The sequence below is a fragment of the Streptomyces sp. Q2 genome (genome assembly GCF_056820935.1).
Map to the genome: position 1 here is coordinate 1 of NZ_JBXEJE010000009.1, position 19,161 is coordinate 19,161.

General features: G+C 72.8%; 15 protein-coding genes and 1 pseudogene. 6 read left to right on the top strand and 10 right to left on the bottom strand.

The features are described 5' to 3' along the window. The 5 genes and pseudogenes from ACWBNA_RS11510 to ACWBNA_RS11530 form a co-directional block, all read right to left on the bottom strand. A pseudogene (locus ACWBNA_RS11510) lies at window positions 1–135 on the bottom strand (SIS domain-containing protein); the annotation flags it as partial. 64 nt (window positions 136–199) lie between these two features. Continuing rightward, window positions 200–370, bottom strand: a complete 171-nt coding sequence (locus ACWBNA_RS11515; RefSeq protein WP_020940431.1) for a Trm112 family protein — start codon at window positions 368–370, stop codon at window positions 200–202. 143 nt (window positions 371–513) lie between these two features. Continuing rightward, complete coding sequence (locus ACWBNA_RS11520) at window positions 514–1,878, bottom strand: phosphomannomutase/phosphoglucomutase (protein WP_482704194.1); 1,365 nt, start codon at window positions 1,876–1,878, stop codon at window positions 514–516. Between the two features lie 120 nt (window positions 1,879–1,998). Then, a complete protein-coding gene (locus tag ACWBNA_RS11525; RefSeq protein ID WP_482704385.1) occupies window positions 1,999–3,615 on the bottom strand; it encodes an L-lactate permease in 1,617 nt (538 codons plus the stop codon). 139 nt (window positions 3,616–3,754) lie between these two features. Further along, window positions 3,755–4,177: a DUF3499 domain-containing protein gene (locus ACWBNA_RS11530; RefSeq protein ID WP_482704386.1), complete on the bottom strand. Its 423-nt coding sequence runs from the start codon at window positions 4,175–4,177 to the stop codon at window positions 3,755–3,757. A gap of 291 nt (window positions 4,178–4,468) precedes the next feature. Here ACWBNA_RS11530 and ACWBNA_RS11535 point away from each other — a divergent pair, with 291 nt between their 5' ends. Then, window positions 4,469–4,918, top strand: a complete 450-nt coding sequence (locus ACWBNA_RS11535; protein WP_482704387.1) for a metallopeptidase family protein — start codon at window positions 4,469–4,471, stop codon at window positions 4,916–4,918. Window positions 4,919–4,945: 27 nt separating this feature from the next. Here ACWBNA_RS11535 and ACWBNA_RS11540 read toward each other — a convergent pair whose 3' ends face one another. The 3 genes from ACWBNA_RS11540 to ACWBNA_RS11550 all read right to left on the bottom strand — a co-directional run bounded on the left by ACWBNA_RS11540 (window position 4,946) and on the right by ACWBNA_RS11550 (window position 10,542). Then, window positions 4,946–6,436: a DUF5719 family protein gene (locus ACWBNA_RS11540; RefSeq protein ID WP_482704195.1), complete on the bottom strand. Its 1,491-nt coding sequence runs from the start codon at window positions 6,434–6,436 to the stop codon at window positions 4,946–4,948. Beyond that, complete coding sequence (locus ACWBNA_RS11545; RefSeq protein WP_482704196.1) at window positions 6,433–10,092, bottom strand: glycosyltransferase; 3,660 nt, start codon at window positions 10,090–10,092, stop codon at window positions 6,433–6,435. The genes ACWBNA_RS11540 and ACWBNA_RS11545 overlap by 4 nt, the downstream gene beginning before the upstream one ends. 186 nt (window positions 10,093–10,278) lie before the next feature. Beyond that, window positions 10,279–10,542: a WhiB family transcriptional regulator gene (locus ACWBNA_RS11550; RefSeq protein WP_020137941.1), complete on the bottom strand. Its 264-nt coding sequence runs from the start codon at window positions 10,540–10,542 to the stop codon at window positions 10,279–10,281. 671 nt (window positions 10,543–11,213) lie between these two features. Here ACWBNA_RS11550 and ACWBNA_RS11555 point away from each other — a divergent pair. From ACWBNA_RS11555 to ACWBNA_RS11570, 4 genes are all read left to right on the top strand, one after another. Next, window positions 11,214–11,726 carry a cysteine dioxygenase gene (locus ACWBNA_RS11555; protein WP_482704197.1) on the top strand — a complete coding sequence of 171 codons (513 nt, stop codon included), beginning with the start codon at window positions 11,214–11,216 and terminating at the stop codon, window positions 11,724–11,726. Window positions 11,727–11,760: 34 nt separating this feature from the next. Further along, window positions 11,761–12,720 carry a 2-phospho-L-lactate transferase gene (cofD, locus tag ACWBNA_RS11560; RefSeq protein ID WP_482704198.1) on the top strand — a complete coding sequence of 320 codons (960 nt, stop codon included), beginning with the start codon at window positions 11,761–11,763 and terminating at the stop codon, window positions 12,718–12,720. Next, window positions 12,717–14,027, top strand: a complete 1,311-nt coding sequence (locus ACWBNA_RS11565) for a coenzyme F420-0:L-glutamate ligase (protein WP_482704199.1) — start codon at window positions 12,717–12,719, stop codon at window positions 14,025–14,027. The genes cofD and ACWBNA_RS11565 overlap by 4 nt, the downstream gene beginning before the upstream one ends. A 220-nt stretch (window positions 14,028–14,247) precedes the next feature. Continuing rightward, window positions 14,248–15,303 (top strand): DNA-3-methyladenine glycosylase family protein, encoded by a 1,056-nt coding sequence (locus ACWBNA_RS11570; RefSeq protein ID WP_482704200.1) that lies wholly within the window; start codon window positions 14,248–14,250, stop codon window positions 15,301–15,303. A gap of 173 nt (window positions 15,304–15,476) precedes the next feature. Here the strand turns inward: ACWBNA_RS11570 and manB are convergent, their stop codons facing one another. After that, the gene (gene manB / locus ACWBNA_RS11575) at window positions 15,477–16,559 is read right to left on the bottom strand and encodes a mannose-1-phosphate guanylyltransferase (protein ID WP_482704201.1); all 1,083 of its coding nucleotides are present in this window, start codon (window positions 16,557–16,559) and stop codon (window positions 15,477–15,479) included. Window positions 16,560–16,755: 196 nt separating this feature from the next. After that, on the bottom strand, window positions 16,756–18,246 hold the full coding sequence (locus tag ACWBNA_RS11580; protein ID WP_482704202.1) for a peptidoglycan recognition protein family protein: 1,491 nt from the start codon (window positions 18,244–18,246) through the stop codon (window positions 16,756–16,758). 150 nt (window positions 18,247–18,396) lie between these two features. Here ACWBNA_RS11580 and ACWBNA_RS11585 point away from each other — a divergent pair, with 150 nt between their 5' ends. Then, a complete protein-coding gene (locus tag ACWBNA_RS11585; protein WP_482704203.1) occupies window positions 18,397–19,152 on the top strand; it encodes a TIGR03089 family protein in 756 nt (251 codons plus the stop codon). Window positions 19,153–19,161: the final 9 nt, after the last annotated feature.

Sequence of the window (19,161 nt, forward strand, 5' to 3'; positions counted from 1 at the left end):
GCCCACGCCGGCCTCGGCGGCGTGGCGGGCGGCGGTGCGGACGCGGGCGCCCGCTTCGGCGGCGCCGCGGAGCAGGCCGCGGTGGTCGGCCTCCGAGAGTGCCTCGGGGTTGTCGAGCAGCGATTCGTCGAGCATGGGCGGGCAGCCTCCGGTCGCCGGGTCGTCGGTTTCGCGGGTCTCCGGGTCGCCAAGTCGTCGCTTACGCGGGGCGGCGGGCCTCGTCGACGAGAAGGACGGGGATGCCGTCGCGGACGGGGTACGCCAGGCCGCAGTCCTGGCCGGTGCAGATCAGCTCGGCGTCCTGCTCCTTGAGGGGGGCGTGACAGGCCGGGCAGGCGAGGATCTCCAGGAGGCCGGCTTCGAGCGGCATGGGGTTTTCCCTTCGGGGGCTGGGTCGCGTGCGCTTGCTTGTGCGGATGTGCCTGGTCAGAGTACCGCCGGTGGGGGTGGGGCGGCGGGGTTCGGCCGGACGGGGTGCCGCGGCGTACTTCGCAGGGGCACCCCGTCCGAGGCTCAGCCCCGGATGATGCCCAGCACCTCGTCCCGTACCTTCGCCATCGTCGCCTCGTCTCTCGCCTCGGCGTTCAGGCGCAGCAGGGGCTCCGTGTTGGAAGGGCGGACGTTGAACCACCAGTCGGCGGCGGTGACGGTGAGGCCGTCGAGTTCGTCCAGGGTGACGTCCTGCCGGCTCTCGTACGCGGCCCTGACGGCGGTCAGGCGGCCGGCCTGGTCGTCGACCGTGGAGTTGATCTCGCCGGAGCCGGTGTAACGGTCGTACTGGGCGACGAGGGCGGAGAGGGTGCCGTCCTGGCCACCGAGGGTGGCGAGGACGTGGAGGGCGGCGAGCATGCCCGTGTCGGCGTTCCAGAAGTCGGCGAAGTAGTAGTGGGCGGAGTGTTCGCCGCCGAAGATCGCGCCGGTCCTGGCCATCTCGGCCTTGATGAAGGAGTGGCCCACGCGCGTGCGTACCGGCGTGCCGCCGTTCTCCCTGACGACCTCCGGCACCGACCAGGACGTGATCAGGTTGTGGATGACGATGCCCTTGCCGCCGTGCCTGGCGAGTTCGCGGGAGGCCACCAGGGCCGTGATCGCGGACGGGGAGACCGGGTCGCCCCGCTCGTCGACGACGAAGCAGCGGTCGGCGTCGCCGTCGAAGGCGATGCCGAGGTCGGCGCCCTCCTCGCGGACGCGTAGTTGCAGGTCCACGAGGTTGGCCGGGTCGAGGGGGTTGGCCTCGTGGTTGGGAAAGGTGCCGTCCAGCTCGAAGTACATCGGCACGAGGTCCAGGGGCAGGCCCTCGAAGACCGTCGGGACGGTGTGGCCGCCCATGCCGTTGCCCGCGTCGACGACGACCTTCAGCGGGCGGATGGAGGTCAGGTCGACGAGGGAGCGCAGGTGGGCCGCGTAGTCCGTCAACGTGTCCCGGCGGGTGATCGTGCCCGTCGTGGCCGCGGGGGCCGGGGCGTCCGACGCGCTCCACAGCTCGACGAGTTCGCGGATCTCGGCGAGGCCCGTGTCCTGGCCGACCGGGGCGGCGCCCGCCCGGCACATCTTGATGCCGTTGTACTGGGCCGGGTTGTGCGAGGCGGTGAACATGGCGCCCGGCAGGTTCAGCGCGCCGGAGGCGTAGTACAGCTGGTCGGTGGAGCACAGGCCGATCTCGGTGACGTCCACACCGCGGGCCGCGGCTCCGCGCGCGAAGGCGGCCGACAGCCCGGGCGACGAGGGCCGCATGTCGTGCCCGGTCACGATCGCGCTCGCGCCGGTCACCTGGACGAACGCGGCCCCGAAGAGCTCGGCGAGAGGCTCGTCCCACTGGTCCGGAACAACCCCCCGCACGTCGTACGCCTTCACGAGCTGGGAGAGATCAGCGGCCACGGCCACCCCTTCTGAAAGTCCTCTGGTCACCACAAACTACCCGCCCCCACCGACGGGGAGCCGTGCGGTGGCCGAGTGGACTCCCAGCCGTTACCTCAGGTCAGAAACGGAACCGGACCATCAGGGCAGCATCCAGCCCAGCACCGGCGAGCTCTGCCCGACCACGATCAGACACATCACCAGCAGCAGCCCGAGGCTCCAGGGCAGCACCTTGCGCAGCAGGTCCCCCTCGCGGCCCGCGAGGCCCACGGCCGCGCAGGCGATGGTGAGGTTCTGCGGCGAGATCATCTTGCCGAGGACACCGCCCGAACTGTTGGCGGCGGCCAGGAGTTCGGGCGACAGTCCGGACTCGCGGGCGGCGGTCACCTGCAGTGCCCCGAAGAGCGCGTTGGCCGAGGTGTCGGAGCCGGAGACGGCCACGCCGAACCAGCCGAGGACCGGGGAGAGGAAGGCGAGTCCGGCGCCGGCGGCCGCCACGAAGTGGCCGATCGTGGCGGCCTGTCCGGACAGGTTCATGACGTAGGCGAGGGCCAGGACGGACGTCACGGTGAGGATCGCGAACCTCAACTCGTGCACCGTCGCGGCCCATTCCCTCACCGCCACGCGCGTGTGCACGCCGAGGACGAGTGCCGTGCAGACACCGGCGAGCAGCACGAGCGTGCCGCCGGTGGACACGATCGGCCAGGTGAAGAGGTTCCCGCCGACCGGGTCGCCGTCCGCGTCGACGACGTTCAGGAACGGCCAGTCGTACGTCTGCGTCGCCTTGGCCAGCCAGTCCTTGACGGCCGGGATCTGGGCGATGGAGAAGATCACGACGATCAGCGCGTAGGGGGCGTAGGCGCGCACGACATCACCGCGCGGGTCGGCCTCGTCCAGGTCCTCGCTGCGGGTGCCGGTCAGCACGGCCGCGCGTACCGGCTCGGCGGCGGGCCTGCGCGCGTGGGGTACGGCGACCAGGGCGCCGGCCCCGGCCAAGGCGGCGCCGATGTCGGCGAGTTGCGCGGAGACGTAGTTGGCGGCGGCGAACTGGACGACGGCGAAGGCGGTTCCGCAGACCAGGGCGGGCACCCAGGTCTCGCGCAGCCCGCGCCGCCCGTCCACCAGCCAGACCAGCACCAGCGGCACCACCAGGGCCAGCAGCGGCGTCTGACGGCCCACCACGGACGCCACGGTGTCCAGGGGCAGTTCGGTGACCTGGGCCAGGGTCACGACCGGCGTACCCATCGCACCGAAGGCGACCGGCGCTGTGTTGGCGACCAGTGCGACGACCGCGGCGCGCACCGGGTCGAATCCGAGCGCCACGAGCATGACCGAGCAGATCGCGACGGGTGCGCCGAAGCCGGCGAGGGCCTCCAGGAGGGCGCCGAAGCAGAAGGCGACGACGAGGGCCTGGATGCGCGGGTCGTCGGAGAGCCGCCCGAAGGAGCGTCGCAGGATGTCGAAGTGCCGGGTGCGGACCGTCATCCGGTACACCCAGAGGGCGTTGACGACGATCCACAGGATGGGGAAGAGGCCGAAGACGGCTCCCTGGGCGGCACTGGAGGCGGTCTGGCCCAGCGGCATGCCGTAGGCGAGGCAGGCGACGAGCGCGGCGGCCAGGAGGCCTGTGAGGCCCGCCAGGTGCGCCTTGACACGGACGCCGCCGAGCAGGACGAGGACGAGCACGAGGGGGAGGGCCGCCACCAGGGCGGACAGGCCGAGCGAGTCGGCGACGGGTGCCAGTTCCTGGACGTACACGAGGGACCCCGATTCCGTCATGCGGAAAGCGATTTCTCGTTTCGACGTAACCGGAATGGTCGTGTCCGCGCCAACCGCCCGTCAATGGGCGTGCGTTACTCGAAAAGAACGCGCGGCCACAAGAACGAGGCGAGGAAGGTCAGTTGTCCGGGGAGCGCAGTACCCGGAGATGGCCGCGGCGCGCGACCTCCATCGGGTCGGCCCCGCGCCCGCCGCCGGCTCCGGCCGCCCGCTCCTGCGGACGGGCCGCCTCGCGCACGGCGTTGGCAAGCGCTTCCAGATCGTCGCCGCTGGGCCGGGCCGGGGCCGAGGCGTCGAGGAGTCGGACGACCTCCCAGCCGCGCGGGGCGGTGAGGCGCTCGGAGTGCTCGGCGCACAGGTCGTAGCAGTGGGGTTCGGCGTAGGTGGCGAGCGGGCCGAGGACCGCGGTCGAGTCGGCGTAGACGTACGTCAGCGTCGCGACGGCGGGACGGCCGCAAGCGGTGCGCGAACAGCGACGAACAGGGCTCACGACGTTGGACGGTACCGCACTCTTGAGCGGGCCGCGACGACTCCCCCTCAGGCCACTTCACCGTGTCGCGTTGTGAAACGCCCCACACACCACTGTGAACACACCGGCCTGACCTGCACGGACGGATCCGTCCGACAGATCGAGCGGTCCTGGAACCGGTCACCACTCGGTACAAACCATGTCAATTGCCTTGAGATCGACGGTCCCGGAGAGACACGCAATCGAGCCCAACCTTGGCTGGAATGGTCAACTGCCGCCATGCGCGCGGGACGGACGCCCGGGGCCCGCACTGCCGCGTGGGGCCGGGCACGCGCCCCGGGCGGGGACTACGCTTCACCAGTGATGGACAACCCCGTACCGCCCCGTGCCGCCGACCCCGGGCCCCGCCGTCGTGATCGACACGGCCGGGGCATGCGCGGGCCGATCGCACCCCCGCAGGTGCCCCTGGCGGCAAGCCGTGCCGAGGCGTTCGCGGACCTGGTGCAGGACTCCGTGGAGCGTCTGGAGCGGCGGTGGCCGCAGCTGGCCGACATCGACTTCCTGGTGCTCGAGGTGCCGCATCTGGACGCGCCCGGTGAGGTCTGGAACGACGAGGCGGTTCCCCTGGGCGGCACCATCGCCTCCCGGGAGGGGCGGCCCGCTCGGGTGATCGTCTACCGGCGGCCGGTGGAGATTCGCACGAAGGGCCGGGACGAGCGCGCCGCCCTGGTGCACGAGATCGTGGTCGAGCAGGTCGCCGAGTTGCTGGGGCTGACCCCCGAGACCGTGGATCCGCGGTACGGCGAGGACTGACCGCCCGCGGATCGCGCGCCGCCCGGCCTACTTCTGCAGCACCGACAGGTCCTGGTCCGCCTCCGGTACCGCCACCGTTCCGCGGTCGTCCGGGAGGGTCTGGATCGTGAAGCCCGGGACGCCGTCCTCCGTGGCCGCCAGGGTGCGGGACGCGTAGACCGGGCCGCCGGAGACCGGTTCGATCGTCAGGGCGTACGTGCCCTTCCCGCCGCTCGGGGCCGGGGCCTCGATGTTCTGGGTCGTGCCCGCCTTGATCGTGTACGTCTTCGACACGGACGTACCGCCGTCGCTGCCCGCCGACGCGGTGACCTTGACCTTCGCGGCCCGGCCGGGTGCGACCACGGAGAGCGTGGTGCCCTTGGCGCTGTTGTCGGCGGCCGTCGCGCGCGTGCCGACGGGGCGGGTGGCGGGGATGAACGCCGTCTCCTGTTTCGACCCCTTGCCGCGAACGACCCGCAGCGCGGCGACCACCGGCACGGACCGGTCGGTGGGGGTCAGGATCAGCGAGCCGGCCTCGCCGCGGGTGAGGTCGCCGAGGTCGACCGCGCTGGTCATGCCCGCCTTGACGTGCAAGGTCTCGTTGCCGGCCGGGGTGATCTGACCGGACGGCGAGGACAGGCGCACCTTCAGGTCGGCGTCGGAGTCGCCGGGGGTGAAGGCGACCAGGCGCACAGCGGTGGCGTCCTTGGGGATGCCGGGCAGGACCAGGCTGCCCGTCGGGTCGGTGGACGCGGCCAGCCAGTCCCCGCCGAGCTTGTCGTCCAGGGCCTGTATGGCGGCGCCCACGCGCCCGCTGCGGACGTTCACATGGACGGTGAGGTTCTCCTGCTTCTCGTCCGTGAGCGTGGACAGCAGGACCGGCTCGCTGGAGTGCGGCTGGACCGTGATGCCCTCCCCCACCGCGGACTCCAGGGCGCCGTCCTTGCCGTAGAGCTCGATGTCGACGACGGCGGCGGAGTCGTCGGGGTTGGTCAGGTGCACGTAGTCGGTGCGGTCGGCGGCCGTGCTGGCGCCCGGGAACCAGAACTCCGTGTCCGGCGCGGTGCAGTTGACGCCCTGGAGGCCGCGGCCGGTGCCCACGGCGACCTCGGTGGTCTCCTGGACGGTCCAGCCGGGCGCGAACTTGCCCTCGGCGGTGCCGACGAGCGCGGGCGAGTCGCCCCCGGAGGCGTCCCCGGTCACCGGGGTGCCGGGCTCCTTCGGGGTCAGGACCGGCTTGTCGGCCTTCTTCTTCCCCTCGCTCTCGCCGTCCGCCGACTGCTCGGTGGCGGACTGGAGTTCGGCCTTGCCGTCGCTCTGAGTGCCCTTCGTGACAGGCGTGAAGGACGTGTACGACGTGTCGGCGAGGTCCGAGAGGCTGGGCACCGGGCAGAGCAGGCTGGTGCGCTCCACGGGCAGGACGGCCGCCGCCTTCGCGGTGTCCGTGCCGGTGGCGTCCGGCGTGGTGAGCACGGCGAATCCGGTGACGGCGGCGAGCGCGGCGGTGCCGGCGATCAGGGACAGGGTGGTGCGGTTCACTGCTGACTCCCGTCGGGGCGCTCACTGCCGTTGCCGTGCGGGGGCGGCTGTGTCGGGTCGTACGCCGGGTCGTAGCCCTGCTGGTCGTACTGCCCGCCGTAGCCCTGCTCGTACGGCGCCTGCTCGGGACGGCCGCCGTACGCGTACGGGTCGTACTGGCCGCCCTGGTACGGGTCCGCCTGGTACGGCTGCTGGTCGTAGCCGCCCGGGGGGTACTGCTGCTGGGCGCCCTGGTACTGCTCGCCGTAGCCGCCGGCGTACTCCGTGCCCGCGAAGTTCGGGGTGTCCCACTCACCGTAGGACTGCTGCTGCGGGACGGCGGGGGCCTCCTGCGGAGGAGGGGGCGGGAACTCCTCGGGCCGGCCGCCCTCTTCGCCCTCGGCCTCGGCCTGGGCGCGCAGGCGGCGGGCGCGGCGGCCCTCGCCGGCGACGGCCTGGGCGGGGACGGCCGGCTCCTCGGGCAGGTCGTCGTCGACGTCACGCCGGCGGCCGGGCAGGGCCAGGACGACGAGGACGACGGCGAGGGCGCCCTGGGCCCACAGCCAGGCGGTGTGGGTGACCGGGTCGTCGAAGGTGACGTCCAGCTTGCCGCCGGAGGCGGGCAGTTCGAAGCCCTGGGCCCAGCCGTCGACCGTGGTGCGGGTGAGCGGTTCGCCGTCCAGGGTGGCCGTCCAGCCCTCGGCGGCGGTGTCGGCGAGGCGCAGGACGCGGCCGTCGGCGCCGGACGGGATCGTGGTGTGGATCTCGACGGGACCGGCGGCGACGGGCTGCGGAGCACCCGACCCGGCGACGACCGTGGCGCGCGCGACCTCCTGGTCGACCCGCCACAGGCCGCTGCCGTCCTGCTGGCTGAGCCGGGACAGGCCGGGTGTGGCGTCCAGGATGCGGGTGACCTCGCGGGGCGCGCCCTTGTGGACCAGGACGTAGCGCACGGCGAACTTGCCGAGCTGGTCGGCCTGGTCGGCGCCGGAGCCGGCCACGAGGTTGGCGACGATCTTGTCGAGGCTGCTGTTCTCGCCGTCCGCCGCGGCCAGTTCGGCGTCGCCGAGGCGGGCGCCGGAGCCGCGCACCAGCATGTAGCCGACGTGGGCGGCGGAGTCGCTGTCGAGGACGAGGGTGCGGGCCTGGTCGCGGGTGCCGCTCTCCTCGGCGACGAACGCGGGCACCTGCACCGGGTCGCGGCGCTCCAGCGGTCCGTCGGCGCCGCCGAGCATCCAGCCGGCGGCGACGAGCAGCGGGCCCGCGGCCGAGGCGAAGGCGATCAGGGCGGCGACCGGCTGACGCCAGCCGAAGCTCTGCTCGGCCACGCGCGACCGTGCCCCGTCGGCACCGAGGGCGGCGGCGACGAGGAGGGCGAGGCCGTAGACGAGGGTCGCGGGGCCGGCCCAGGCGGAGGCGTTGGACAGGACGGCGAAGACGAGGCCCACCAGGGCGGCGGCCCAGGCGGTCCGGATGCCGAACTGCCGCTCGGAGCGCAGCAGCGCGGCGAGCGCGGCCAGCACGACACCGATCAGCATCAGACCGCTGACCGTGCCGGGGCCGCCGGGGCTGATGCCGAGCAGGTCGAGGGCGGAGGCCGTCGAGGCGCCGTACTCCAGGCCGGCTTCCCGGAAGAAGCCGAACGGGAGGAGGGACAGCGACCAGGGGGCGAGGATCAGCACGGGCGTGCCGAGCTGGGCCAGGAAGCGCAGGCCGTAGGCGGTGATCTCGGCGCGGCGCACGGCCAGCAGGCCGATGCCGAGGATCAGCGCGATGGGCCACACGATCGGCGTGAACGCCGTCGTGATGGTCAGCAGCAGGGCGTACGCCCAGGTCGCGCGCCAGCTGCCGCGGGTGCCCGAGCTGTGCGCCAGGCCGCTGGCCGCGATGCCCGCGCGCGCCATGAGCGGCAGCAGGATGGCCAGGACGGCGGTGCCGATGCGGCCGCCGGCGAGAGCACCGGTGGCGGCGGGCAGGAAGGCGTAGACGACGGCCGCCCACGCGCGCAGGAGCCGCGACTCGACGAGCGGGCGGGAGGCGAAGTAGGCGGCGAACCCGGCCAGCGGCACCGAGCAGACCATCAGGACGGTGACCGCGAGACCCGTGGAGCCGAACAGCAGGGAGGCGAACATCGCGACGAGCGCGAGGTACGGGGGCGCGGCCGGGGTGCCGCCGGCGCCCACCGCGTGCCAGGCGTCCAGGTAGCGCGACCACAGTTCGCTCGAGTCGGACGGCGCGGGCAGCAGGGCGCCGCCCGCGAGCGCGCCGCCGCCGAGGAGGGCTCGGCAGGCGACCAGGGAGACCAGCAGCAGCACCAGGAAGAGCACCGGGCCGGGCTTGCGGGCGATGCGCTTGAGGCGGACGAACTGCTCGACCTCCAGGAAGTCGGCGTCGTCGCCACCGGGCCCGGACTCGACCGCGCCACCGTGCCGGCCCGCCCCCGAGGTCACCTCGGGATCGGAGCTGCCGAAGAGGCTGCTCGCGGCCTGTTCGACCGTGGCGCGGACGGTCGCGCCCGGGGGCGGGAACAGCGGCCGCATCTCGTCCTTGTCGACGGCCGCACGGCCGCGCCTGCGGCGCCCGGCGAGGATCCGCTCGGGCCGCAGCAGGGTGCCCACCAGACCCCGGATCTCGTCGACGGCCTGTCCGGGGGCCTTGCCGACGAGGTAGGCGACGGTCCGCAGCAGGGTGCCGAGGACCAGCCGCACCAGCACCCAGGGCAGCAGGGCGGTGCGCGTGTTGACGAGCAGGGTGTAGGCGGCGCCGGCCTTGTCGACCTTGTGCGGGGAGGCGGTGGTGCGGCCCGCGCAGTCGACGGTGCGGCGCTCGCGCGAGGCGGCCTCGGCGTGCCGTACGACGGCTTCCGGGGCGATGAGGACGCGGTAGCCGGCCGCGTGCGCCCGCCAGCACAGGTCGACGTCGTCGCGCATCAGGGGCAGCCGGCGGTCGAAGCCGCCGAGCTGCTCGAAGACGTCGCGGCGGATCAGCATGCCCGCGGTGGACACGGACAGCACCGGCCGGACGTGGTCGTGCTGGCCCTGGTCCTGTTCGCGGCGGTCCAGGCCGGTCCAGCGGCGGCCGGAGTGGGCGATGCTGACGCCGACCTCCAGCAGCTGCCGCCGGTCGTACCAGCCGCGGAGCTTGGGGCCCACGACCGCCACGTCGTCCCGGCCCAGGTCGTACTCGGTTTCCACGACCCGCAGCAGCTGGGCCAGGGCGTCGGGTTCGGGGGCGCAGTCGTCGTGCAGCAGCCACAGCCACTGCACCGGCTCTCCGTGCGGGAGCTCCGGCAGGTCGTAGGCGTCGTCGCGCCAGGTGCGCGTGACGGGGTCCCAGCCGCTGGGCCGCTTCAGGTACGGCAGCTCGTCCGGAGTGAGGACGGGGGCGGTGCGGCCCGCCTCCTCGACGGCCTGGCCGAAGCCGGTACGCCGGGCGAGGTGCAGCACGCGGTCGGCGCCGAGGACCTCGGTGACCAGCTGGGCGGAGTCGTCCGCGCTGCCGGTGTCGGCGCCCATGGCGAACTGCACCGGGCGCTCCTGGCCGAGCAGCCCGGCGAGCGCGTCGGGCAGCCAGCGGGCGCCGTCGTGGGAGACGAGGACCGCCGTCACCACGTGACGCGGAAACTCAGGGGTGGCAGCGGTGTCTTGCTGGGCTGCCGTGTGGCTGTGCACGGACATCGAGGTACGGGCCCCGGTTCGGTGGACTGCGGTGGACGCCTGTGCCCCCAGGGGGCAGCGGGGCGTCTCGGACGAGCGCCCACACTATCGGCTGGGCATGACGGCGGCCCGCCGCCTGTGGATAACCCACCTGCGACGGGCCGTTCGTGACGTATTCGTGGGCGGACTCGGGACATACCCCTCGGATCAGACCGCCGCCTTCTTCAATCTGCGGCGCTCGCGCTCGGACAGGCCGCCCCAGATTCCGAAGCGTTCGTCGTTGGCGAGGGCGTACTCGAGGCACTCGGAGCGGACCTCGCAGGAGAGGCAGACCTTCTTCGCCTCGCGGGTGGAGCCGCCCTTCTCGGGGAAGAAGGACTCGGGGTCGGTCTGGGCGCACAGCGCGCGCTCCTGCCAGCCGAGTTCCTCGTCCGCGTCGTCGACCAGCAGTTGCTGCACCGTCTCGGTCATGTGCGCCCCTCGTCTGTCTTTCGCGTCCCCGTGATGTAGCCGTACCGATTTCGGCTGAACGACACGAGTGAAATTACAAGTGTGCTGCTCCGGGCGAGTCAAGCCGAGATCTGCTATTGGGCCCCTTATTCACTCTGCGGAACCAAGGTCTAGCGGAAAGTGTTCAAATCGGCCTAAACCTTGACAAGCAGAGGAGACCCTCGAGGGGGCTCCGCTCCCGCACGGCTTTGGGGCCTGTACAGAGAAGGACGCCCACCAGTTCGATCTCGTTCCGAGGCTCGTGCGCCTGGTGTGCGCCATGTGTCCCGCGGGCGCGTGAACAAACCTTTCACCTGGGAGATGGACCGGATGAGGTGAAACATGTCCCACATACCGGGCGTCGAGTTGACAGTGAAGGTGTGACCCGCTGTCCTTGTGGGCATGCTCGCGAACTTGGCACTCACCTCGACCCGCTCCGCCGGGTCCCCCGGTGCTGCCCACGCTCGCTGTAGCTGTTGTTGCCGTTCCAGCTGTTGAGCCACGCGCGCTCCGGCTAACTCTGAGTCCACCGCGACTCGGCTGCTTGTTCCCCACGCCCTCACCAGGGCACCTCTGTCCCCCCGTGATCCGGGCGGGCGGTACGTGACACCCAGCCATCCCCCACACTCTCCGCCGAGGAACCACCGCACTCCATGAACAGCGACAGCGACCTCCAGATCGCCGGCGACATCCTCGAAGTCCCGCACCTGCTCCAGCCCGCGCGCGAGCACCCGGCCACCGTGGCCGAGTTCGCCGGGCTGTCCCGCTCCATCGCCGCCGACCGGGCCCAGTGGGAGCACCTCGTCCGGTACGACGCGACCACCCGCTGGTACCACCGGCTGCGCACCGGCCCCGGTTACGAGGTGTGGCTGCTGTCCTGGGTGCCCGGACAGGGCAGCGGACTGCACGACCACGGCCGCTCCTCCGGTGTCCTGACCGTCCTCGACGGAACGCTGACCGAGCGGACCGGGCGGGGCACGCGCGCGTTGGGGGCGGGTGCGCAGCGGGTGTTCGCGCCGGGGTACGTGCACGAGGTGGTCAACGACACGCTGGAACCGGCCATAAGCCTGCACGTCTACTACCCGGGCCTGACCGAGATGCAGATGCACGCGCCCCAGTGCTCGGCCCCGGCGAGCCACGACGAGGTGGACGTCGTAACCGCCTGACGCGTTGTCGTACCGGCCTGCAAGACTTGCTCCCATGCGCATTGTGGTTCTGGCAGGCGGCATCGGCGGTGCCCGGTTCCTGCGCGGTCTGAAGCAGGCCGCGCCGGACGCGGACGTCACGGTCATCGGCAACACCGGGGACGACATCCACCTCTTCGGGCTGAAGGTCTGCCCGGACCTCGACACGGTGATGTACACGCTCGGCGGCGGCATCAACGAGGAACAGGGCTGGGGGCGGGCCGAGGAGACCTTCCACGTCAAGGAGGAGCTCGCGGCCTACGGCGTCGGGCCCGAGTGGTTCGGGCTCGGCGACCGGGACTTCGCCACGCACATCGTGCGGACGCAGATGATCGGCGCCGGGTATCCGCTGAGCGCGGTGACCGAGGCGCTGTGCGACCGGTGGAAGCCGGGCGTACGACTGATCCCCATGACCGACGACCGGGTCGAGACGCATGTCGCCGTCGAGGTCGACGGGGAACGCAAGGCCGTCCACTTCCAGGAGTACTGGGTGCGGCTGCGGGCCTCCGTGCCGGCCGAGGCGATCGTGCCGGTGGGTGCGGAGCAGTCGAAGCCGGCGCCGGGTGTGCTGGAGGCGATCGCCGAGGCGGACGTCGTGCTGTTCCCGCCGTCCAACCCGGTCGTGTCCATCGGCACCATCCTCGCCGTGCCCGGCATCCGGGAGGCGATCGCCGAGGCCGGGGTGCCGGTGGTCGGGCTGTCCCCCATCGTCGGGGACGCGCCCGTGCGCGGGATGGCCGACAAGGTGCTCGCCGCGGTGGGCGTGGAGTCGACGGCCGCGGCGGTCGCCGAGCACTACGGCTCGGGGCTGCTGGACGGCTGGCTGGTCGACACCGTCGACGCCGGTGTGGTGGACCGGGTGAAGGCCGCCGGGATCCTGTGCCGGGCCGTGCCGCTGATGATGACCGACGTGGACGCGTCCGCGCAGATGGCGCGTGAGGCTCTGTTGCTGGCGGAGGAGGTGCGGGCGGTTTGAGCGGCGTGCCTGTCGAGGGTTACCGGGTCTGGGCGGTGCCCGGGCTGCCCGAGGTGCAGCAGGGGGACGATCTCGGCAAGCTGATCGCCGCCGCCGAGCCCGGCCTGATGGACGGGGACGTGCTGCTCGTCACCTCCAAGATCGTGTCCAAGGCGGAGGGGCGCGTCGTCGAGGCGGTGGACCGGGAGGCCGCGATCGACGCCGAGACCGTGCGGGTGGTGGCGCGGCGCGGTGTGCTGCGGATCGTCGAGAACCGGCAGGGGCTCGTGATGGCCGCCGCCGGGGTGGACGCCTCCAACACGCCTTCCGGGACCGTGCTGTTGCTGCCCGAGGACCCGGACGCGTCCGCGCGGGCGATCCGCGACGGACTGCGGGACGCCCTCGGGGTCGACGTCGGGGTCGTCGTGACGGACACGTTCGGGCGGCCTTGGCGCACGGGGCTCACCGATGTCGCGATCGGCGCCGCCGGGGTGCACGTGCTGGACGATCTGCGCGGGGGCACGGACGCGTACGGCAATCCGCTCAGCGCGACGGTCGTGGCGACGGCGGACGAGCTGGCCGCGGCCGGTGACCTGGTCAAGGGCAAGGCCGCCGGGCTGCCCGTCGCCGTGGTGCGCGGGCTGTCGCACGTGCTGACCGAGGACCACGGCGAGGGGGCGCGGGCCATGGTGCGCGGCGCGCGCGACGACATGTTCCGGCTGGGGACCTCCGAGGCGGTACGGGAGGCGGTCACCCAGCGCCGTACCGTACGGGACTTCACCGACGAGCCCGTCGACCCCGGGGCCGTACGACGGGCCGTGGCCGCGGCGGTCACGGCGCCGGCGCCGCACCACACGACGCCGTGGCGGTTCGTGCTGCTGGAGTCGCAGGCCGCGCGGACCGGGCTGCTGGACGCCATGCGTGATGCCTGGGTCGCGGATCTGCGGCGGGACGGGAAGAGCGAGGAGTCGATCGCGAAGCGGGTGCGCCGGGGGGACGTGCTGCGGAAGGCGCCGTATCTCGTGGTGCCGTGCCTGGTGATGGACGGGTCGCACACGTACGGGGACGCGCGGCGGGACGCTGCCGAGCGGGAGATGTTCGTGGTCGCCGCGGGCGCCGGTGTGCAGAACTTCCTGGTCGCGTTGGCCGGGGAGCGACTGGGGTCGGCGTGGGTGTCCTCCACGATGTTCTGCCGGGATGTCGTACGGGAGGTGCTGGGGCTGCCCAAGGGGTGGGATCCGATGGGGGCCGTGGCGGTCGGGCATGCGGCCCAGGAGCCGCGAGCTCGGGCCGAGCGGGAGGCGGGGGCCTTCATCGAGGTTCGGTGAGCCTGGTCATACGGCCGCTGTGGCGTCGTACGGGCGCCTAGTCTCGTAGGGCGGCGTGGCTCGTGCGGCCGGCTGCCTGTGCTTGGTGTTGTACGGCCGCCTGGTCCGTCGGGCGGCCTGGCTCGTACGGTCGGCTGGTGCCGTTGGGCAGCCAGGTGCCGTAAGGGCGGCTTGGCTCGTTGCGGCGGCAGGACACCTTCGACTCTTCGGGACTTCATTCGTGGCAGGACGATTCGCTCCCCGGCCCACGCGTACGACCGTGCGCGGTGGGGAGGTCGGTGTGCCTGCCGCGCGCGGGGCTTCTCGGCGTGTTCCGGCAGCGGGGCTGGTGCGGACGTATGCGCCGGACGGGCCGCTCGATCTCGGGCTGGTGCTCGGGCCGCTCCGGCGCGGGCCGGGGGATCCGACGTTCCGGGCGACGCCGGACGGGTCGGTGTGGCGGGCCAGTCTTACGCCGGGCGGGCCCGGGACGCTGCGGGTCCGTGCGGTGGGCGGAGCCGTGCGCGGGGAGGCGTGGGGACCAGGGGCCGAGTGGCTGCTGGAACGGTTGCCGGGGATGTTGGGGGGCGAAGACGATCCGACCGCGTTCACGCCTCGGCACCGGGTGGTGGCGGGGGCGTGGCATCGGCGGCCGGGGTTGCGGTTGACGCGGACCGGGCTGGTGCTGGAGTCGTTGATTCCGTCGATTCTGGAGCAGAAGGTCACGACCGATGAGGCGTATCGGGCGTGGCGGCTGCTGGTGCGGAAGTTCGGGGAGCCGGCGCCGGGGCCTGCGGGGGCGGGTTCGGGTGGGGGTTCAGGTGCGGGTGCTGGTGCTGGTGCCGGTGGGCGGCTCTGGGTGATGCCGGCGCCTCGGACGTGGGCGTTGATTCCGTCGTGGGAGTGGCATCGGGCCGGGGTGGACAACAAGCGTGCCTCGACGATCTTGCGGGCGGTTCGGGTCGCTGCACGGCTGGAGGAGGCCGTGAGGATGGAGCCGGCGGCTGCGCAAGCTCGGTTGGAGGTCGTGCCGGGGGTGGGGCCGTGGACGTCGGCGGAGGTTGTGCAGCGCAGTCATGGGGCGGCGGACGCGGTGTCGGTGGGGGATCTGCATCTGCCGGGGATCGTGGGATGGGCGCTGGCCGGGGACCGGGATGCGGATGACGCGGTGATGTTGGAGTTGCTGGAGCCTTATGCCGGGCAGCGGCATCGGGCGGCCCGGTTGATCCTGTTGAGTGGGAGGGTTCCGGCGAGGCGGGCGCCGCGGATGCCGCGGGGGGATATCGGTCGGTTGTGACCTGAGGGGCGTCTCGGTAACCGTCTGGGGGCTCCGCCCCCAGACCCCCGGACCCGTGCCCGCCCAGCCACCCGTCTCGGTCGGTCGAGAGGTGAACCTCGGCCTGGGGCTGCCGCCCCAGACCCCGCAACGCCGGGCAGGACCCGCTCGCCGCCCGGCGTCGGAAGGGCCGGTTACTGGTCCGAGGAGAAGCGGACCGCGCCTCGGGGGATCTGGGCGTCGCACCAGATGCGCATGCCGTCGCGGAGTTCGTTGTCAGGGCCGATGATCGCGCCGTCGCCGATGACCGTGCCGGTGAGGACGGAGCGTTCGCCCACGCGGGCCCGGGTGCCGATGAGGGAGTCGGTGATGACGGCGCCGGGTTCTATGACGGCGCCGGGGAGGATCGTGCTGCCGAAGACGCGGGCGCCCTCGGCGACGAAGGCGCCCTCGCCCACCACCGTGCCGCCCGCGAGTTTCGCGTCGGGGGCGACCCGTGCCGTCGGCAGGACGAGGCGGTCGCCGCAGCGGCCGGGGACGGCGGGGGACGGGGCGCGGCCGAGGACGAGGTCGGCGGAGCCGCGGACGAACGCGGCCGGGGTGCCGAGGTCCAGCCAGTACGTCGAGTCGACCATGCCCTGGAGGTGGGCTCCGGCCGCCAGGAGGTCCGGGAAGGTCTCGCGCTCGACGGAGACCGGGCGGCCCTGCGGGATCGTGTCGATCACCGAGCGGCGGAAGACGTACGCCCCCGCGTTGATCTGGTCGGTGACGATCTCCTCGGGGGTCTGCGGCTTCTCCAGGAACGCCAGGACCCTGCCCGTCTCGTCGGTGGGGACCAGGCCGTAGGCGCGCGGGTCCGTGACCTGCGTGAGGTGGAGGGAGACGTCCGCGGCCGTCCGCTCGTGGGTCTGCACCAGGGCCCTGATGTCGAGGCCGGTCAGGATGTCGCCGTTGAAGACGAGGACCGGGTCGTCGGGGGCGGAGTGCAGGCGGGAGGCGACGTTGCGGATGGCGCCGCCGGTGCCGAGGGGCTCGTCCTCGGTGACGTACTCGATGTGGAGTCCGAGGGAGGAGCCGTCCCCGAAGTACGGTTCGAAGACCTCGGCGAGGTAGGAGGTGGCGAGCACGATGTGGTCGACACCGGCCGCTCTCGCTCTCGCCAGTTGGTGCGTGAGGAACGGGACCCCGGCCGCGCGGACCATGGGCTTCGGTGTGTGCACCGTGAGCGGACGCAGCCGAGTGCCCTTGCCGCCGACCAGGAGTATCGCTTCTGTCACCTGTCGTCTCTGCTTCCTGCCGGGACCGGCCGAACTGTCTTTCGGCCGGCCAGTGTATGCAGACCGTTGCGCGGTGCCTTCGACGGCCGTGCGGCATTCCGCCCCGTGCCCCCCGACGGCGGTGAATGTGTCCTACGGCCGGACAGACTCCGGTGGCGTCCGAACGGTTCCCGGGCAGGTCCGGCAGGTCCCGGCGCTACCGGCCCTGATAGCGGGCCGCGGTCGAACGGGCCGTGCCGAGCTTGCGGTAGAGCCGATAGCCGGGGCAGGCCGTGGGGAATCCGTCCCGGTGACCGGAGATCACATTCAGTCGTACGTTCTTTCCCTTGGGGTAGAGATTGCCACCGCCTGACCGCAGATATGTCTTGCCGCGTGGATTGGCGCCGTGGAGGCCGAGCTTCCACGCGGTGAGCCGGGCGATGCCCTTCACCGCGGCGGCGGACGGCTTTTTGGACCCGAAGCTGCCGAGGACGGCGATCCCCATGCTGTTGGTGTTGAAACCCAGCGTGTGGGCGCCCTTGACCGGCTTCGCCGCACCCCCGGCGCGCCCCTCGTAGATGTTTCCGCACTTGTCGACGAGGAAGTTGTAGCCGATGTCGCGCCAGCCCATGCTCAGGACGTGGTAGCGGTAGATACCGCGGATGACGGAGGGCGCCTGCGCGCAGCGGTATCCGTTGCCGGACGCGGTGTGGTGTACGAAGGCCGCCTTGATCTTCTTCGTGTAGACGAAGGTCCGCTCCCGCAGGCTCTCGTTCGCGCCCCAGCCGCGCCGGGTGACGATGCGCGGACGCGGGCCGATCTTCGGCTTCACCCGCTGTTCCTCCGTCAGCTCGGTGGTCCGCAGGGTGAGCAGTTCCCGTTCGGTCTCGCCGCGGGTCAGGGCCGGGATCGCGGTGGCGCCCAGGGGGGCGAGGCCGGCGTTGGCGGCGGACGCCTCCCTGGCGGCCAGGGCTCTGGCGGTCAGGGCTCTGGCGGTCAGGGCTCTGGCGGGCTCGGCGGTCGAGGCGCCGGCCCGGGGAGCGCCGGCGGCGTCGGCCGGGACGGTCTGCGGCGGGTCGTCGGGGGCGCCCGGGTCGACCAGTTCGAGGTGCATACCGGTGGGGAGCGGGGCGGCGGACGTCGCCGTGCGGGGGCCGCGGGCGGTGTCCTCGACCCGGACGGCATGGGGCTCGGCGTCCGCGCGGACGCGTACCTCCACGCCGTCCGAGTCCCCCACCCACAACGGTGCGGTCGCGCCGCGTACCCGGCCGGAGGTGCGCTCGGCGGTGTCCGGGTCGGCCGCGTGGTCGGCGTTGTGGGTCTCGACGTCCTGCCAGCCGGACCAGGTGCCGGTGACGGTCTCTCGGGTACGGACCTGGACCCGGCCGTGGAGTTCGACGTCCGGGTCGTCCCAGACCACGCCGACGAGCGAGAAGCGCCGTACGTCCCGGCGGGTCAGGCCCTGTTCGGGGGCGAGGGCTCGGTCCCGGGTGAGGGGCGCGAGGGGCAGCGACTGGGTGCTGCCCGGCGCTTCCGCGCTCGCCGCCGGTCTCGCGCTCGCCGTGGCCGGCGTGCTCACCGCCGCGGGTCTCGCGGACAGGACAGCCGCCGTGGCCGGCAGGTTCGCCGCGGCCGCGGGCGGGGTCAGCGGAAGGGCCAGGGCGGCCGCACAGGTGACACCGATCGAGGAAGCAAGGAATCCGTGCATGCCCCTGATCTTGGACATAGCCATACATATCTGTCCATCGGGGAATTGACGGGCTGTCGGGCCGTGTTCCGCCGAACCGGTGGTCGGCCGGCGGCGATCCGTGGCCCCGCCCGCCGGTGCGCGGCCACGGGCCCGCGTAGGCTTCTTCGGGTGAACGCCACCGACCGCACCCCTGCCGACCTGCTGCGTTCCGCGCTCGCCGCGGATCCCGGACGCCCGCTGGTGACCTTCTACGACGACGCCACGGGCGAACGTGTCGAATTGTCCGTGGCCACCTTCGCCAATTGGGTGGCCAAGACCTCCAACCTCCTCCAGGGCGACCTCGCCGCGGGGCCCGGCGACCGGGTCGTGCTGCTGCTGCCCGCGCACTGGCAGACGGCCGTGTGGCTGCTGGCCTGTTCGTCGGTGGGCGTGATCGCCGACGTGGGCGGTGATCCGGCGGTGGCCGACGTGGTGGTGAGCGGCCCGGACGCGCTGGAGGCGGCGCGGGCGTGCTCCGGGGAGCGGGTCGCGCTCGCCCTGCGGCCGCTCGGCGGGCGGTTTCCGCAGCCGCCGGCCGGATTCGCCGACTACGCCGTCGAGGTGCCGGGCCAGGGTGACCGGTTCGCGCCGTTCGCGCCGGTGGATCCCGACGAGCCGGCGCTGATCGTGGCCGGGCGGGAGTTCAGTGCGGCGGAGGTCGTCGAGCGGGCCGGGGCGGAGGCGACGGCGCTGGGATTCACGGGGCCTGGGTCCCGGCTGCTGTCGGGGCTGCCGTACGACACCTGGGAGGGGTTGAACGCCGGGCTGTACGCGCCGCTCGCGACCTGTGGGTCCGTGGTGCTGTGCCGGAACCTGGATCAGCTGGGCGAGGAGGCGCTGGCCAAGCGGATCGAGAGTGAGCGGGTCACGGCCACGGCTCGCTAGGCACCGCCC

What these genes read in the sequence shown, in the direction of transcription:
- ACWBNA_RS11555 (WP_482704197.1), top strand. Translation starts at nt 11,214, where the DNA reads ATGAACAGCGACAGCGACCTCCAGATCGCCGGCGACATCCTCGAAGTC.
- ACWBNA_RS11580 (WP_482704202.1), bottom strand. Translation starts at nt 18,246, where the DNA reads ATGCACGGATTCCTTGCTTCCTCGATCGGTGTCACCTGTGCGGCCGCC.
- ACWBNA_RS11515 (WP_020940431.1), bottom strand. Translation starts at nt 370, where the DNA reads ATGCCGCTCGAAGCCGGCCTCCTGGAGATCCTCGCCTGCCCGGCCTGT.
- ACWBNA_RS11535 (WP_482704387.1), top strand. Translation starts at nt 4,469, where the DNA reads ATGGACAACCCCGTACCGCCCCGTGCCGCCGACCCCGGGCCCCGCCGT.
- cofD (WP_482704198.1), top strand. Translation starts at nt 11,761, where the DNA reads ATGCGCATTGTGGTTCTGGCAGGCGGCATCGGCGGTGCCCGGTTCCTG.
- ACWBNA_RS11545 (WP_482704196.1), bottom strand. Translation starts at nt 10,092, where the DNA reads ATGTCCGTGCACAGCCACACGGCAGCCCAGCAAGACACCGCTGCCACC.
- ACWBNA_RS11550 (WP_020137941.1), bottom strand. Translation starts at nt 10,542, where the DNA reads ATGACCGAGACGGTGCAGCAACTGCTGGTCGACGACGCGGACGAGGAA.